14 protein-coding genes and 1 pseudogene are annotated in these 15,638 nt (G+C 43.7%); 10 read left to right on the top strand and 5 right to left on the bottom strand.

Going from position 1 to position 15,638, the window contains the following annotated elements:
• Positions 1-144 precede the first annotated feature (144 nt).
• A complete protein-coding gene (locus tag A3EU_RS30245; RefSeq protein WP_425412683.1) occupies positions 145-1,728 on the bottom strand; it encodes a CRTAC1 family protein in 1,584 nt (527 codons plus the stop codon).
• 1,010 nt (positions 1,729-2,738) lie between these two features.
• Here A3EU_RS30245 and A3EU_RS0112075 point away from each other — a divergent pair.
• Positions 2,739-3,671, top strand: a complete 933-nt coding sequence (locus tag A3EU_RS0112075) for an NAD-dependent epimerase/dehydratase family protein (protein ID WP_020536428.1) — start codon at positions 2,739-2,741, stop codon at positions 3,669-3,671.
• Positions 3,672-3,699: 28 nt separating this feature from the next.
• On the top strand, positions 3,700-4,884 hold the full coding sequence (gene kbl / locus A3EU_RS0112070) for a glycine C-acetyltransferase (RefSeq protein WP_020536427.1): 1,185 nt from the start codon (positions 3,700-3,702) through the stop codon (positions 4,882-4,884).
• On the opposite strand, the gene A3EU_RS0112065 is transcribed toward kbl, so the two are convergent.
• From A3EU_RS0112065 to A3EU_RS0112050, 4 genes are all read right to left on the bottom strand, one after another.
• Positions 4,877-5,404 carry a GAF domain-containing protein gene (locus A3EU_RS0112065; protein ID WP_020536426.1) on the bottom strand — a complete coding sequence of 176 codons (528 nt, stop codon included), beginning with the start codon at positions 5,402-5,404 and terminating at the stop codon, positions 4,877-4,879. The genes kbl and A3EU_RS0112065 overlap by 8 nt on opposite strands.
• A 153-nt stretch (positions 5,405-5,557) precedes the next feature.
• On the bottom strand, positions 5,558-6,961 hold the full coding sequence (gene lpdA, locus A3EU_RS0112060) for a dihydrolipoyl dehydrogenase (protein ID WP_020536425.1): 1,404 nt from the start codon (positions 6,959-6,961) through the stop codon (positions 5,558-5,560).
• Between the two features lie 2 nt (positions 6,962-6,963).
• Positions 6,964-8,355: a PSP1 domain-containing protein gene (locus A3EU_RS0112055; protein ID WP_020536424.1), complete on the bottom strand. Its 1,392-nt coding sequence runs from the start codon at positions 8,353-8,355 to the stop codon at positions 6,964-6,966.
• 65 nt (positions 8,356-8,420) lie between these two features.
• Complete coding sequence (locus A3EU_RS0112050) at positions 8,421-9,578, bottom strand: DNA polymerase III subunit (protein WP_020536423.1); 1,158 nt, start codon at positions 9,576-9,578, stop codon at positions 8,421-8,423.
• Positions 9,579-10,023: 445 nt separating this feature from the next.
• On the opposite strand from A3EU_RS0112050, the gene A3EU_RS0112035 reads away from it, so the two are divergent.
• From A3EU_RS0112035 to tnpA, 8 genes and pseudogenes are all read left to right on the top strand, one after another.
• On the top strand, positions 10,024-10,434 hold the full coding sequence (locus tag A3EU_RS0112035; protein WP_020536420.1) for a 6-pyruvoyl trahydropterin synthase family protein: 411 nt from the start codon (positions 10,024-10,026) through the stop codon (positions 10,432-10,434).
• 321 nt (positions 10,435-10,755) lie between these two features.
• Complete coding sequence (locus A3EU_RS0112025; RefSeq protein ID WP_020536418.1) at positions 10,756-11,343, top strand: type IV toxin-antitoxin system AbiEi family antitoxin domain-containing protein; 588 nt, start codon at positions 10,756-10,758, stop codon at positions 11,341-11,343.
• A complete protein-coding gene (locus A3EU_RS30240; protein WP_020536417.1) occupies positions 11,340-12,191 on the top strand; it encodes a nucleotidyl transferase AbiEii/AbiGii toxin family protein in 852 nt (283 codons plus the stop codon). The genes A3EU_RS0112025 and A3EU_RS30240 overlap by 4 nt, the downstream gene beginning before the upstream one ends.
• A gap of 243 nt (positions 12,192-12,434) precedes the next feature.
• Positions 12,435-12,914 carry a hypothetical protein gene (locus A3EU_RS0112015; RefSeq protein ID WP_020536416.1) on the top strand — a complete coding sequence of 160 codons (480 nt, stop codon included), beginning with the start codon at positions 12,435-12,437 and terminating at the stop codon, positions 12,912-12,914.
• Positions 12,915-12,978: 64 nt separating this feature from the next.
• Positions 12,979-13,147, top strand: a pseudogene (locus tag A3EU_RS35505) (IS256 family transposase); the annotation flags it as partial.
• 159 nt (positions 13,148-13,306) lie between these two features.
• Complete coding sequence (locus A3EU_RS0112010) at positions 13,307-13,891, top strand: alpha-ketoglutarate-dependent dioxygenase AlkB (protein WP_020536415.1); 585 nt, start codon at positions 13,307-13,309, stop codon at positions 13,889-13,891.
• A 156-nt stretch (positions 13,892-14,047) separates the two neighbouring features.
• The gene (locus A3EU_RS30235) at positions 14,048-14,596 is read left to right on the top strand and encodes a DUF6597 domain-containing transcriptional factor (protein ID WP_020536413.1); all 549 of its coding nucleotides are present in this window, start codon (positions 14,048-14,050) and stop codon (positions 14,594-14,596) included.
• Positions 14,597-15,427: 831 nt separating this feature from the next.
• The coding region (tnpA, locus tag A3EU_RS30230; protein WP_020536411.1) for an IS66 family insertion sequence element accessory protein TnpA at positions 15,428-15,638 on the top strand (211 nt) is incomplete at its 3' end.

The raw sequence follows: 15,638 nt of genomic DNA, 5'->3' as shown, positions 1-15,638 counted from the left end.
GTACGGAATTGATCATAAATCGAAATATAGAGTATTTGCAAAGTTTTGATAGTGGTGTTTTCAAGAAAATAACAATCAACTCAACTTCCACTTGGCGTAAGCTGTAGTACTTTTCAAACCACCTAACCCTCTAACCATCAAACCCTAATGCCCATGATGCTCATGGCTCCCACCGGTACGTAGCAGGTCTATTTTAGCTTGCGTTACCGCCTTCACCTCTGGGTTGCCTTCCTCTATTTGATAGATGGCATTGGTGGAGATGGTGCCGTAGTCAGTATAGCCGGGTTTGCCGTCGGGCCAGTCGATGCTTAAAGTGGCGGCACTCACATTGGCACCCAGTCCGATCTCTGCTTGTAGGCTGTTGGCCCCGAAGCTGCCGCCGGAATTGACGGTGTGATAGATGGTTTTGTTACTGCCATTGCTATAGCTGGCCATGATTTTTATCCGTGCTCCGATGGCCGACCGGTTGGAGGTCGTGCCCTTCAGGCGCAGTGTAACCCAATCATTGTCGTTGCCGGGGTTCTCAAAAAAGGCGTTCTGGAAAAAATCGCCGGAAACGGAACCACCCATGACGGCGTAAACATCTTGGTCACCATCGTTATCCATATCGGCGAAGCTGATGCCGTGCCCTTTTTGGATGTGACCGAAGCCGCCATCGTAGGTTACATCAACGAACTGTTGGCCGCTCTGGTTTTTGAACATCCTGTTTGGTACAATAGCTCTGAAATCAGGCGCACCGCTGCCTAGATAAAAATCGAGGAATCCATCATTGTCTAAGTCTCCAAAATTACAACCCATTGCCGGAAGTACATGGTTGAGGCCTACGGTCTGGGTGACATTGGTGAAGGTGCCATCACCATTGTTTTTATACAAACAGGAGGGCGTTGACCTGACGGGCAAGTTGAGGTAATCAGCAGCTACTTCCATCGTTTGCTGTTTGAGGAGGAACTGATCGAAATTGGTCACAAATAGATCTTCAAATCCATCATTGTTGTAGTCAAAAAACCAGGTTGGAAAACTGCTGTGAGGTTCTTCTACACCAGCTGTTTGACTGACGTTTCGAAAAGCAATATCACCATTAGGCGTTAGACCAGTGTGAAGGAAGAGTTGGTTAGCACCATTCAGATCTGAAAAATAGAGATCGGGCCAGTCATCGTTGTTTATATCTCCTACGGTGATGCCTTTGAAAAAGCCAAGGAGATTGAGCCCTACTTTGGGTGCAACATCGGTAAAGGTTCCGTCTTGTTGGTTAATATATACTTGGCAGGGGTGAGGCTCAGCAGCGGAGCTTGTTTCATAAGTAACCACCAGGTCTAGCCAACCATCGGCATTTAAGTCGGTCCAGGCGGCTGCCTGAGATGGCCCTGCTTGGTACACACCGCTTGCAATTGTTACATCTGAAAAAGTACCGTCGCCATTGTTTTTAATTAATGAATTGGGTAACTGTCCGAGTGTTTTGCTAACATACCACGGGCTGCGAAGGATGTAAAAATCCAGCAGTCCATCGTTGTTATAATCAGCTTGTATCAGGTTTAGACCACCTGTTATATTACCTAGTCCTGAAACTTGGGTTTGATCAGTGAATGTACCGTCGCCGTTATTGACAAAATATTGGAGAGTACCTTCTATGTCCCAAGAAGAAGCGAGTACATCTAAATTGCCGTCGCCATTAAAGTCATCGAGGATGATGCCGCCAGCCAGGTCATTGACGTCGATCCCAAGGTGCATTGATGTATTCTCAAAAGTAGGGATGATGTTTTTCGAGGCAAAAAGCTTGGGGTTGATCAGCCATTGCTTGGGCACTTCTTGTGGGAATTTACCTAAGGTCATATAGGCTAGGTTGAGTAACCAACGAGAACGCAGATCATCTGGAAATACACGGAGGATGTTTTCGTAAATAGTGATAGCCTTGGCCGATCCTGTTGTGTTGGTGTGAATACCGTCACCGGCAATAGGGAATATGCAAGACTGGCCAGTATGATTTTCTATNCAGTTGCGCTGCTCTCCCAGCCGTAGATAACACAAAGCGAGTGCCTCGTGTAGCCCCTTGTTTTGGGCAACAATTATTTTGTTGACGGGGTAGCGCTCTAATAGGTCTTCAAAAACGTTGATGGCATCTTGCGAACGACCGGCTTCCAAAAGGGTTTCTCCGTAGGCAATGTACGCAGAGAGGGAGAGTTGCTCCTGCTGTTTCATCGATAAAACCTGAGGCTCAATGATAGTGAGCTTTTTCTGGGTTTCGTAAGGGTGCCCCGAAAAGTTGACCTGAGCTATAATTTTCCTAATGCTATCCTGCATCTGGCGAGCACCGGCAGATGGGTCATTGTTCGTGGTCGATTCACTAGAGCTCACCTCCTGGGCAGTATTTTCAGGTTGGCACCCTACGAGTATTAATAACAGGCAGACGTAAAAAAATAAGATGTATCGATTATATTGAAAAATAGGCATGGGGAAAATTTTCCACAAAAGTACTTTATCATCATAAGACTAAGATATTGTTTGGGCTAGATTGTTAATAACCGACTTAATTAGTGGTAATACTACTTTAATGCCAGTCGAGAAAAGTTGAGTTGCCTCCGTACAAATCACTGTATTTGTAAGTATGGTGTCTTTTTTCAGAATAAAAAAATGAATACTTCGAGATATGCCGTTAATATTTCGTTGCTTTGCGGGCGATGATATTGAGAGGGTAACCTCTGGCTGTCGTGTTATTAATTTAGTATCTAGATCAATATTAGATGAGCAATGCAATATTAATTACTGGATCTAATGGCCAGTTGGGTACCGTTTTAAGAACTTCTCTACAGCAGAAATATGGGAAGGACAAGGTGATTGCCTCTGATTTGAGACCACCACCGAACTATGACGGAATTTTTGAAACGCTTGATGCTACCAACGAAGAAGACCTTGCAGCGATCATAAAAAAATACGGGGTAAGAGAAATTTATCATCTGGCCGCCATTTTGTCTGCCAACGGAGAGAAAAACCCTCTTGCGAGCTGGAATGTGAATATGATGGCCTTTCTGAATGTTTTAGAAACGTCGCGGCTTAATGGCGTAGAGAAAATCTTTTACCCAAGTTCGATTGCCGTTTTTGGAGAAAGCGCGGCTTTAGAAAGTACACCCAACGATACCTTTTTAGATCCTTTGACGGCCTATGGTATTAGTAAGTCTGCGGGAGAAATGTGGGCAAATTATTATTTCCATAAGTATGATCTAGACGTAAGGTCGTTAAGGTATCCAGGAGTAATTGGTTATCAGTCTATTCCTGGTGGTGGAACCACGGATTATGCGGTAGAAATTTATCATAGCGCAGTAAAAGAAGAGGCATTTAATTGTTTTCTTAAAGAAGACGAGACCCTACCGATGATCTTCATGGAGGACGCTATTCGCGCAACTATAGAGCTAATGGAGGTACCTAAGGAAAAGATTAAAATAAGAACCTCCTACAATTTAGCAGGTGCGAGTTTTTCTCCGGCAGAAGTAGCTGCTTCCATAAAGGAGATATATCCTAAATTTGAAATCATTTATGCCCCTGACCATCGACAGGAAATTGCTGCCAAGTGGCCCAATAGTATAGACGATTCCGCCGCCAGAAATGACTGGGGCTGGCAAGCCGAATATGACTTGAAAAAAATGACGGCAACGATGATAGAGAAGCTTCGCCGCTAAATTTATCTTTGTAAAAAAAACAATAAGCATGTATAATATCAAAGAAGCGTTACAGCAAGAGCTGGATGCGATGAAGGAAAATGGTGTCTACAAATCTGAACGAGTAATTACCAGCCCTCAGGGGGCGGAAATTAGTACCGTGGCAGTGGACAGTGTGCTCAATTTTTGTGCAAACAATTATTTGGGGCTTTCTTCTCACCCAGAACTACTCAAAGCAGCTAAGGAAACGATTGATACCCACGGTTTCGGATTATCATCCGTACGTTTTATCTGTGGAACACAAGATATTCACAAAGAACTGGAGGAGAAGACTGCCGCATTTTTGGGTATGGAGGATTGTATTCTCTATGCAGCGGCTTTTGATGCCAATGGCGGCCTCTTTGAACCTCTTTTAGGAGCTGAAGACGCCATTATCTCTGATGCTTTAAATCATGCTTCTATCATTGATGGAGTTCGTTTGTGTAAAGCAAAACGCTTTCGGTATGACCATAACGATATGGCCTCTCTAGAGGAGCAACTAAAATCAGCGGCAGATTGTCGTCGGATACTGATCGTTACGGATGGCTCTTTTTCCATGGACGGTACCATTGCGCAATTGGATAAAATATGTGCCCTTGCTGAGAAATATGGCGCATTGGTGATGGTCGACGAATGCCACTCCACGGGCTTTATTGGTAAAACAGGACGAGGAACTCACGAGTATTGCAATGTAATGGGCAAGGTGGATATTATCACCGGTACTTATGGTAAAGCATTAGGCGGTGCCTCTGGTGGTTTTACGGCTGCCCGCAAGGAAATTGTAGATATGCTAAGGCAGCGTTCTCGGCCTTACTTGTTCTCCAATACATTAGCACCAAGTATCGTTGGAGCATCCATCAAGGCTTTGGATATGCTGAGCTCTACCACGGCACTCAGGGATAAACTGGAAGAAAACACCAAGTATTTCAGGACAGAAATGACGGCGGCTGGTTTTGATATCGTTCCAGGCGATCACCCTATTGTTCCGGTGATGTTGTATGAGGCTCCATTGGCACAAACCTACGCCAACAGGCTATTGGAGGAAGGCATTTATGTGATCGGATTTTTCTATCCTGTAGTACCTAAAGGCAAGGCAAGAATTCGAGTACAAATGTCTGCCGGACATGAAAGGGCCCATTTAGATAAAGCTATCCAAGCCTTTGTGAAGGTAGGGAAGGAGTTGAAAGTTATTTAGTGCCGAAAACGTCCCTCAATAGTCTTTCCAAATACCGCTGATCTATCTCGTCAAAAGACGCTTCCAGGGTGCTATCGACATCAAAAACGGCGATAAGCGCTCCTTGAGGGTCAAAAACCGGTACGACGATCTCTGAGCGCGAGTTGGGGTCGCAGGCAATGTGCTCGCTGCCTTGAGCGAGCGCGTGCGTATCGGGGACGAGTTGCGTCTCCTCCGTCTGGGCTGCTTTGCCGCAAACACCCCGCCCAAAGGCGATGTGCAAACAACCGAGCGTACCCTGATAAGGGCCAACAGAAAGTCGTTCCGGGCCGCTGACTAGATAAAAACCTACCCAATAAAAATAGGGTAGATAAGTCTTCAGCAAGCAGTTGATCGTCACCATTTTTAGGGTGCGATCTTCTTCTCCGGCGAGGTTGGCAGTAATGGCCGCGATAGCCTCTTCGTATGCTGTTACTTTCTCCGTTGCCGTAAGGTTTACCGAGGGCTTGATGAAGTATGGCATTTCTGCACTAGCTGACATGGGGGAGTTTTTGTACTATGTCTTAGCGTAAAGGGTAGGTGGATAGACCTTGTGGCTGTCTAATCCCTATACCCTGTACTAAGTAACTGATACGGTGGAATTTGCCTGTCATGAATGCCTCCTGTAGGTAATTCATAACAGGCAAAATTCACTTTAAATATGTAAGGCCCGATCTGCCGTAGCAGCCAGTGCCGCTTCTTTAAAGGCTTCGGTATAAGTTGGGTGGGCATGGCTCATCCGAGAGGCATCTTCTGCCGATGCGCGGAATTCCATTAAAGCCACCGCTTCAGCAATCATATCGGCGGTCCGTGGGCCTACCATGTGTACGCCCAGAATTTCGTCAGTTTCCTGGTGAGCGAGTACTTTTACCATTCCTTCGGTGTCCATACTGGCACGGGCACGGCCCAATGCTTTGAACGGAAACTTACCTGCTTTGAAGGGGATACCTGCTTCTTTGAGCTCGTCTTCCGTTTTACCTACAGCGGCTACCTCTGGCCAGGTGTAAACAACGCCAGGAATCAAATTGTAGTCGATGTGTGGCTTTTGGCCAACGATGGTTTCGGCCACAAATGTGCCTTCTTCTTCGGCTTTATGGGCCAGCATCGCACCTTTGACGACATCACCAATGGCATAAATGCCTGGGACGGCGGTTTCCAGATGAGCATTTACCTCTACCCGGCCGCGATCATCGGTGGCAATTCCTACGTTTTCCAAACCAAGTTTATCGGTATAAGCGCTGCGGCCAATAGCCACGAGGCAATAATCCGCCTTGATTTCAAAAGTTTCTTCACTGTCTCGTTTCTGCACGTTGACAGTAACGCTACGGCTGGTAGCTTTAACTTCGGTAACAGCGTGCTTGAGGTGGAATTTCAATCCGGTTTTCTTCAGTGACCGCATCAATTCTTTGCTACAATCTTTGTCCATAGTAGCGATAATACGGTCTGCGTATTCTACAACCTCTACTTCGGTACCCAGACGGGCGAAGACGGAACCTAATTCCAAACCGATTACGCCACCACCAATAACAACCATGCGCTTAGGCACTTTGTCAATGTTGAGCGCTTCGGTAGAGGTAATAACCCGTTTTTTGTCGTAGTTAAACGCTGCGGGTACGATAGGCTTTGATCCGGTAGCAATGATCGTTTTATCGGTAGAGATTTCTTCCGTGGTACCATCGTCTTTGGTAACGATGATGGTATTCTTATCCTTAAACGATCCGTGGCCGTGGTGAACGTCGATCTTGTTTTTCTTCATCAGAAATGCGATCCCGTTGCAAGTCTGCTCAACGACTTCATCTTTGCGCTTGATCATTTGGGGCATATCTACCTTCAGGTCCTTGAGCTGAATACCATGCGCTGTAAACTTCTCAGCAGCATTGTGGTAGTGCTCGGAAGAATCGAGTAGTGCTTTGGATGGAATACAGCCTACATTGAGGCAGGTACCTCCCAGGGTAGGGTAACGTTCGATAATGGCTGTCTTAAGCCCCAGTTGTGATGCTCTAATGGCAGCAACATAGCCGCCAGGGCCGGAACCGATTACCGTAAGATCATATTTCATACTTAATTGTCTTTGGTGGGGTTATTTCCTTGTTGATTATTGTTGTTTCTGCTGTCAGGTTTGCGATTTTTACTACGGCGACGGTTATTTCGCCTCCGTTTTTGGTTACTACCTGGTTTTTCTTCGCCTTTAGCTTGTGGCTTTTCCTTTTTAGGGCCTTCCTCTTTTTTCTTAGGGCGGTCTTTACGAGGCCTTTCGTCAGGTTTTTTCTTAGAGTCTTCTCTACGAGATCTTTCGTCAGGCTTATTGCCCCTGTTAGAAGATTTACGGCGCTTGTTACGTGATTTTTTCTTCCGTTGTTCAGGAGGAAGTTCAATGAATCCGGTTACATCTTCGTAGTCTGGCTCCTGATCTTCTTCGTCAATAGCGGCCATTGCCAAAAGTCCGAGGTCGATAGGTTTTTCACCTTTCTTATTCAATGCCTGTATTTCTGCGACTTGCTCAATTTTCAGGGCGTACAGTTTGCCTCGGTTACGGCCTTCGGTGTAGGCGTAGAACATCAACTGCTTGAAAATATCGGTTTTCACCAGTACGGCTGCACCCGATTCGGTTTGCAGCTTATCTGCTTTTTTGGGAAACGCCTGAACAGCCTCCATGTAGGTGTCTAACTCGTAATTCAAGCAACACTTTAATCGACCACACTGGCCTGAAAGTTTGGCCTGGTTGATAGCTAGGTTTTGGTAGCGTGCCGCCGCTGTAGAGACTGACTTGAAATCGGTCAACCAGGTTGAGCAACACAATTCACGGCCACAAGACCCCAGGCCACCGATACGAGCAGATTCCTGGCGTGCACCAATCTGGCGCATCTCAATCTTTACCCGGAACTCGCGGGCAAAATGCCGAATCAATTCGCGGAAATCTACACGCCCGTTGGCGGTATAGAAAAAGGTGGCTTTACGTTTGTCACCCTGAAATTCAACATCACCGATCTTCATGTCAAGACCTAGCGAACGTGAAATAGCCCGGGCTTGGATCAGGGATGGTTTTTCCTGTCTGCGAGCTTCTTCCAGGCGTTCCAGGTCTCTTTCATTGGCCTGGCGGATAACCGCGGGAATTACACTGTCTTCTTTGACTTTCTTTTTCTTCATCTGTAAGCGAACAAGCTCTCCAGAGAGACTTATGCGCCCGATATCATAACCGTTTTTGGCCTCAACCACCACCATGTCGCCCGTATGTAAATGCAGGTGAGAAGGAAGATGAAAGAAGCTTTTCCGGGAGCCATTTTTGAAGCTCACCTCGACGGTGCCAAACTGGTCAACGTCGGATATGTCCATTTGAGTCAGCCAATCAAAGGTATTCATACGGTTACAGCCGCCGGTGTCGCAATTTCCTTTGCTACCACAGCCACTTGGCGTCCCGTTTTCTATACCTACACTACATCCTGTACATCCCATGCTGTTATATATTCTAAGTCGGGTGGTTGTTTTTTAAGAAACAAACCAGTTACATAAGAGTTGCTCTAAGCCAGGCCTTTTGCCAGGCGGGCTTTTTGTTGCTCTTGATAGGCCGACCAGTGTTTAATAATTTGATTAATCTGGATACTGGCGTCCAGAAACAAAAGCTTTGGGTGCGCATTGCGCTCCACATAAAACATACAATCATCCAGTAATTGTATAATGGCTTCTAATTGGGGGAGCTGTATAACCTTGGCCATTCCGATGGCCGTTTGTTTTTCTCGCTCCCTAAGCCGCACGACTTCTTCGCCTCTGGTCTTCAAAACGAGGAATTCTCGCCAGAAGTGTAAGGCATACTGTAAAAAGTGTTTTTGATTTTCCCTTCCTTGTTTGGCAAAATCATTGGCCCATTCGACCATTTCTTTGGGTAGCCCTTTGTAGCAGCGCCGCATCCAGTCCAGAAAACGTACTGCTTGGTCGCTTTCTTCGTGTTGAGCAGCTTTCAGGGCGTCGTTAAAATTACCACTGGCAAGCTGCGCAATGGCCATAGCATCTTCGTTGGATATTCCTTTCTGCTCGCTTAATGCTGCTGCAATATCGTCGTCGGAAAGCGGGTTGATTTTCACCAACTGGCAACGAGAAAGGATCGTATTTAGAATCAATTCCTGATTTTCGGCAACCAGAATGAAGACCGTCTGTTCGGGCGGTTCCTCAATGATCTTTAGAAGACGATTACCTTCGTTGCCGAGGTATTCTGGTAACCAGAGAATAACCACCTTGCGTGGACTTTCAAAACTCTTGAGGCTGAGTTTGCGAATGATGTTGAGACACTCGTCTTTGTTGATATTACCCTGCTTGTTTTCAGCACCGATATGCTGAAGCCAATCGTTGATTTCCATATAAGGGTTGGCGAAGAGTGCTTCGCGCCATTGGGGCAGAAAGTGATCGGAGAGGGCCTTGGTACCAATGGCAGGGAAAGAGAAGTGGAGGTCGGGGTGAACGTATTTCGTGGCTTTTCGGCAGTGGCTACATACGCCACAGGCTTCTTCTTGTTCCTCGTTTTTTTCACAAAGCAAATATTGAGCGAGGGCCAGTGCAAGTGGCAAGCCACCGCTGCCGGTAGTAGCCAATAACAAAAGGGCGTGCGGCATCCTGTCCGAACGGATCATTTGCCGGAAGAGGGCCTTCGGCTGTTCTTGCCCGATGACGTCATCGAATAGCATACCCTTTTTATTCTAGACTGTACACCCCTACCGCAGAACCGGGCCGGAAAGAAAACGATCAAGAAGAAAGCCGCCTTTGTAAAGTGATAGCATTGACCATCAAGGCTGTTTCTTTTTGCAAAATAGACTCACCGGTGAGGGTGATATTTATAACAAGGGCCTGAGCCGATGATAAGTCAAATCGCTTTCCCGAAGTTTTCAACTTGACCGAAACGACTGGCCAGCGGAAATGTACAGGATATATGGAAAGTAGCAAAAGTTGGAAACGGGAACAGTGATAAAAAACGGCAACCATCCGACCCGAAAACAACGACTGGATACTTTTCTTGGTTAAATAATAACACCAAATTTAATGCTTCCTTTGTCAATTGCCAAAAAAGCAGCCAAGAACTTAAAAAGCGTTTTCTTGTTGGAGTATTTGAAAGTTATCAAACCAGAATAAACTATGCGAATCGCCGCTTTTCGCCGGGCTCATTTCAACGCTGCTCACCGCTTGCACAATCCTTCGTGGTCGGCAGCGCAAAACCAGGAGGTTTTCGGAGTGTGCAATAACCCCAACTACCACGGCCATAATTACGAGCTGGAAGTAAAAGTGGTAGGAGAGGTAGACCCCGAAACCGGCTACCTGATCGACCTGAAGATTCTAAAAGACATCATCTACGAAGAAATAGAGCAGCGCTTCGATCACAAAAACCTCAACCTGGACACGGAAGAATTTCGCACCCTCAACCCGACGGCTGAAAATATCTGCTACGTGATCTGGCAAATAATCCGCGCCCGGTTGGAAGATCGCTACGAGCTGACCATCCGCCTGTGGGAGACACCGCGCAACTATGTAGAGTATCCGGTGAGGTAGGGCTGGACCTCTTGTGTTGGGGAGGTGGAATGAAGGAGCTGCGTTCGAGAATAATGAAAGCGGAGAAGGAAAAATCTAAATTGTTAACTTGTTGTAGATATGACAGGGGGAGCTTCTTGTGTGGGGCTTGCAGGGAGGTGGTGCTGCGTATAAAAAGGAGTTAAACTAAACCGCCTGTGGCGGATGCAGGGCTTATCGTTGGGCGAAAGGAAGAAAACTGATCATATTTCAAAGCAAAGGAATAGTTCCGGTGATGACTTGCAAGGCAAAAAGTATTTTACTAAATTACGGCTATTAGGACTGAAAGCGTAATTTTAGTTAATGAAGACGATACCCTTAATCAGAAATCTTGAGGAAAAGAATAAGGTATATTCAACTCAAGAATTAAAAAATCTAGGTTTTACTCACTATAGCATAAATAAGCTTATAGCAAATCGTTTAATTGAAAAAATCAAAAGAGGAAAATACATTTTCACTAATAGTGAGTTGCCAGACAATCTTATAGTCCAGCAATTGATACCGAGTGGCACTTTTTGCTTGCATTCTGCGGCATTTATCTATAATTATAGCACTCACGTTCCATTCGAGTTTCACGTGGCAATAGAAAAAAAGGAGAAGTATACTCTGCCTGACTATCCTCCAATCAAGTTGTATTATTGGAAAGGGCCACAATACCAATTAGGTGTAGAGATAATAAAATACAATTCTCATGACATAAAGGTGTACAGTAGAGAAAAAACAGTTTGCGATTTTATCAAATTTCGCAGTAAGCAAGAACGTGCTGTGGTGAATCAAGTCATCAAGAACTATCTGGAAAGTCAAGATCGTAACCTAAATAAGTTGCATTCGTATGCCGAGGAGCTGGGAATAAAAACTGTACTAAAGCAATATTTAGAGGTACTTCTATGAAAAATCCAGAGTCAATAAAAGATAAACTTAAAGCCTATTCCAAATCGAAAGGTAAAGTTCATCAGAATACGATAGTAAAGTTCTTTCAAGAACGGTTTTTATTTAGATTATCAAAATCGAAGTACAAGGGTAATTTCTTACTGAAAGGAGGAGCACTTGCTTACACATTCAGTGGAGAGGAAAGCAGGCATACAAGGGATATCGATTTCCTACTTACTCAGCTAAGCGCAGAAACAGAATTTTTGAAAAGTGTTTTTGCTGAGATCGCTGAAATCGATGGTGATGATGGTGTGATTTTTAAAGCGAGTAGCATTAAGGTAGATACAATAATAAAGGAGGGAAACTATTCTGGTACTAGGGTAAAGATTGAAGCTAGATTAGGCAAGATAAGTCAACAGATACAAATAGACATTGGAGTTGGAGATTATTTAACTCCAGGGCCACAAGAAATTACTTACCCAACAATCTTGGAAGAGTTAGAAGCTCCAAAACTATCAGCGTATTCAATCGAAACGTTAGTCGCAGAAAAGTTTAATGCTATGATAGATCTCGGAGTTTTTAATTCACGCTTGAAAGACTTTTATGATATTTATAGGTTTGTTGAAGTATGTGATGTAAATATTCTAGAAGATGCAGTCAACAACACTTTTGAAAGGAGGAAAACTGGATGGACGAGAAACCATCCCGTATTTCAAGATGAATTTTACACAGACAAGTCAAGACTTAAGCAGTGGGAAATTTTTCTCAAAAAGAACCAGTTAGGAAATATTGATTTTGCCTCAGTAAAGAGTAAAATTATAGAGAATCTTCACCCGATTTATGAAAAGATGGGGATTCGCCCAACTTAGCCTACCGCGACAATGCCTCCTGCGTCGGCACTGCGGGTAGATCAGAGTTCTGCGCAATTAGAGTAAAAGAATGAAGCCAGGCTCAAGGTTTATTGTGTCTTGAAACGGTGTTCGCCATAAAGGCTCACGATTTAAATACACGGCCTTAAATGGCCGAATATGTTTTTAGGAAGATTTCTTCTACACAGTTGAGTAAGAGAGATATTGACCCTTAGATTAATCGCGCCTTCAAAATCGCTGAAGATGAAAGTAGAAGATTTACAAAAAGCAAGTGAGCAAACGAATGATTGTATCATCGCTGCCCGTGAGTTGTATAGTGAATTAGTTACTCTCCTACGCTATTTAGAGAAAGCAAGAGGCTGGAGCATTGGGAATCTGTTCGGAGGCAGTTTCTTCAAAGTCGATCGTAATGAAGCTTTAAGTCAGGTGAATACGTCCGCCAAATACATCAAGCGATTAAATAGAAGGTATCAGATGGCGTTAGGCGAACTGTCAGTCAGCATTAAATCCGACTCCTCAATAGCGGCATCCAAAGTTGTGTTGGATATGATTGTAGGAAATACAGTAACTGAATGGATTGTACATAACGACATAGTGAAAGCTATAAAGCAGAACAGGTGGTGCCTGAGTGAATTAGATGATCAAATTGTGGAGTTGGAGAAACAAGAAGTAGTTTTTGAAGAAAGGGTATCCATTATCCTGAGAGAAAATAAAGATAAGTGACTGTACCGAATCGAGTGGAGACTGTTCATAAATGTGTGTCTCGTAAAATTACGAGCTTAGCGTTATGGAAAAAGAAAAAGAAAAAGACAAAAAAGAAGAAGTCTTTGATTTCAAAAGCTTCTAAGAGTCTGCGATAGCAGGTCTTCAAACAGGTCAGCCTTTATTTGGTGAAGGAGGTTGTACTCAAGGGTTTAGTTAAACACTTGGTAGAAGCGTTTCTGGATATGGAAATAAAGAAGAATTAAAATAATGGTGGGTTGTACGTCGAACTTTGCTAGTGCGACAATGCTTCGTTCCTCAGCACATCACCCAAGCCCGAGTTGTGCGGCAAGAGAAGAAAAAATCCAAAGAACCCAACACAAAATTATTGTGAGTCAAAATTCTCCAAAAAGATGAAACTGCCTTTAAACTGTGATGTCGAATATTTGAGTAGCTTTTTAAATATTTACGATGCAAATGAGCTATTTGCTGAATTAATAAACATTATAAAACAAACAGACTTTTGTCCTCAAACAGAAGATGGGAAACTGTTTAAAGTCAATTTTGGAAAAATTATGTTTTTAGATAAAAACCTTATTGATGAGAATAAATTTCCTGAACAATATTGGGGGGCAACAAGGAGGTGGACTAATAAATTGAAAGCGCTTAAGGAAAAAATTGAGAATTTCACAAATCAAAAATTTCAAGTTTGTGTATTGATATATTATCCAGATGGTAACTCAGGAGTAGACTTTCATTCGGACTATGTTGCCTTTGGAGATACATCAATAATTCCCTCAATAAGTTTGGGAGAAGAAAGGATATTCAAGCTTAGAGAAAAAGAAAGTAAAGTTGAAGTTTCCCAACTATTAGAACATGGAAGTTTAATAATTATGGGAGAAGGTTGTCAAGATAGATATGAACACAGCCTCCCAATAGACCCTAAGTATAAAAAATCAAGAATTAATTTAACCTTTAGGAAATATGGTTTTAATTGAACTCAGCGCCTAATAATGGAGGCTCCTTGGAGTTCGTCTCACTGCATAGAACGCTGATGACTGAAAGGGCGATCACAGGAGATACAAGCCTCGGAGTAAATGCTCCGCTTGAGTTATACGTCACCAGAAAAAACAAAGTGATAAAAGGTAATATTCATGAATGGGAAAATATTTGAACCTAACCAAGAATTAAAAGATTTTGTCAAATGTTATTGGACATTAGATTTTCCAAGAGAGGACACTCCACAAATGAATACCATCATTCCTGACGGCACAATGAAGTTGATTTTTCATTATGGAGATTTATACTGGCACCATCCCGAAAATGGAGATAGTTTTTTGCAACCAAGGTGCTTTTTGATAGGGCAGCTAACTAGACCTTACGTAGTTGAGCCCGCTGGGGATACAGGGACTTTCGTAGTTCGATTTCACCCTAATGGATTTTTACCATTTGCGACGATACGTTTAAAAGAAATGGAAAACACGCCCATTCCGTTAAAGCAGTTATATGGAAAAAACGGACAGGCATTAGAGGAAAATATTCTTAGCGCTAATACAACTACAGAAAGAATTAGTATTGTCGAAGAATTCTTGCTCGACCGTCTGACTGATATGAAAACAATTGATAGGGTTGTAAAATCTATAGTCGACACGATTTTAACCGCAGATGGACAGATTTCAGTTGCCGATTTTTATTCGATATAAAGCTGACTGATTTACCAGCTGAGTGGGGGAAGCAATCCACTTTCCCATTTGATGAACAAGGGCCGAATGCGACAGGTGCTTTAGTAGAGAAAAATGATATGGATGCTAATGGGAATAATACTGTAATCTATTTCGCTTCAGCAGATTGTATTACTGAAGAGGTAAGAATAGAAAAAGCAGGAGGCAAAATAATTAGGCCTAAAATGCCGATAGGAGAATTTGGTTATATTTCTTTGTTTCTGGATTTAGACGGTAATACAATAGGTCTATATTCCAAGAAATAATATTTCAAATAACGGAAAATAGAAAGACTAACGCGAAAAAGCATAAACATAAGTCACCCCGAATTTTGGCTAAGGCCAAAATCCAGCCTGCCTTTAACTTAGAAAGAGCCATTAAATACCCTGAAAAGAGTGATTTATCTGGCTATTTGTAGAAAACCCTATGATTTCTATTCGTGAAATCATGGGGTTTCGTTTCTAACTATAGTTTTTTCAGTTGGTCAGCACGGGTTTTGATGACAATCAAAATTCGGGATGACTCATATTGAGGCTAGCTAGATTTGTGTTGCCACTGTTCTTTTCGCCCCGGAGTAAGCCCAATACGCTATATAGTCCGTCAAGTCAGAAATCACAAACCCTGCCTTGGAGGACTATAAGTCAAAATTCGTATTTTTGAGAGTACCTTCCATAAAACGACACCCACCCATGCTCAAATACCTTCTTCTTACCCTAATACTCTTATTTCAGACGCATGCGCAATGTAAGCGTCCGAGCAACCCCATCTTGCCTAGTTCTTTTGGTGGCCTGACCTTTGTTCCAAAAGGAAGATATGAGCAATACAGCACTCCGCCAAAGATGGGACGCGATCCTAAGCGAGCAGTCCCGTTCCGGTCTGACCAAGAAGGCTTTTTGCGAGCAACGCGGCCTCAACCCAGCGACCTTTTATTATTGGCAGCGTCGTTTGCGTGCTTCCGATGATGGTAGCCCAGCAGGCTTTCAGCGGGTTATTCTTCAAGAAGATCATGAACTAACGGTCTGCT

The organism is Lewinella cohaerens DSM 23179 (assembly GCF_000379805.1).
In the GTDB taxonomy this organism is placed as follows: domain Bacteria; phylum Bacteroidota; class Bacteroidia; order Chitinophagales; family Saprospiraceae; genus Lewinella; species Lewinella cohaerens.
The sequence above is the reverse complement of the archived record's forward strand: the minus strand, read 5'-3'. Positions and strand labels throughout refer to the sequence as shown.

Coding starts and splice junctions, on each gene's coding strand:
- A3EU_RS30245 (WP_425412683.1), bottom strand. CDS start 1,728: ATGCACCTTGGGATCGACGTCAATGACCTGGCTGGCGGCATCATCCTC.
- A3EU_RS0112075 (WP_020536428.1), top strand. CDS start 2,739: ATGAGCAATGCAATATTAATTACTGGATCTAATGGCCAGTTGGGTACC.
- kbl (WP_020536427.1), top strand. CDS start 3,700: ATGTATAATATCAAAGAAGCGTTACAGCAAGAGCTGGATGCGATGAAG.
- A3EU_RS0112065 (WP_020536426.1), bottom strand. CDS start 5,404: ATGTCAGCTAGTGCAGAAATGCCATACTTCATCAAGCCCTCGGTAAAC.
- lpdA (WP_020536425.1), bottom strand. CDS start 6,961: ATGAAATATGATCTTACGGTAATCGGTTCCGGCCCTGGCGGCTATGTT.
- A3EU_RS0112055 (WP_020536424.1), bottom strand. CDS start 8,355: ATGGGATGTACAGGATGTAGTGTAGGTATAGAAAACGGGACGCCAAGT.
- A3EU_RS0112050 (WP_020536423.1), bottom strand. CDS start 9,578: ATGCTATTCGATGACGTCATCGGGCAAGAACAGCCGAAGGCCCTCTTC.
- A3EU_RS0112035 (WP_020536420.1), top strand. CDS start 10,024: ATGCGAATCGCCGCTTTTCGCCGGGCTCATTTCAACGCTGCTCACCGC.
- A3EU_RS0112025 (WP_020536418.1), top strand. CDS start 10,756: ATGAAGACGATACCCTTAATCAGAAATCTTGAGGAAAAGAATAAGGTA.
- A3EU_RS30240 (WP_020536417.1), top strand. CDS start 11,340: ATGAAAAATCCAGAGTCAATAAAAGATAAACTTAAAGCCTATTCCAAA.
- A3EU_RS0112015 (WP_020536416.1), top strand. CDS start 12,435: ATGAAAGTAGAAGATTTACAAAAAGCAAGTGAGCAAACGAATGATTGT.
- A3EU_RS0112010 (WP_020536415.1), top strand. CDS start 13,307: ATGAAACTGCCTTTAAACTGTGATGTCGAATATTTGAGTAGCTTTTTA.
- A3EU_RS30235 (WP_020536413.1), top strand. CDS start 14,048: ATGAATGGGAAAATATTTGAACCTAACCAAGAATTAAAAGATTTTGTC.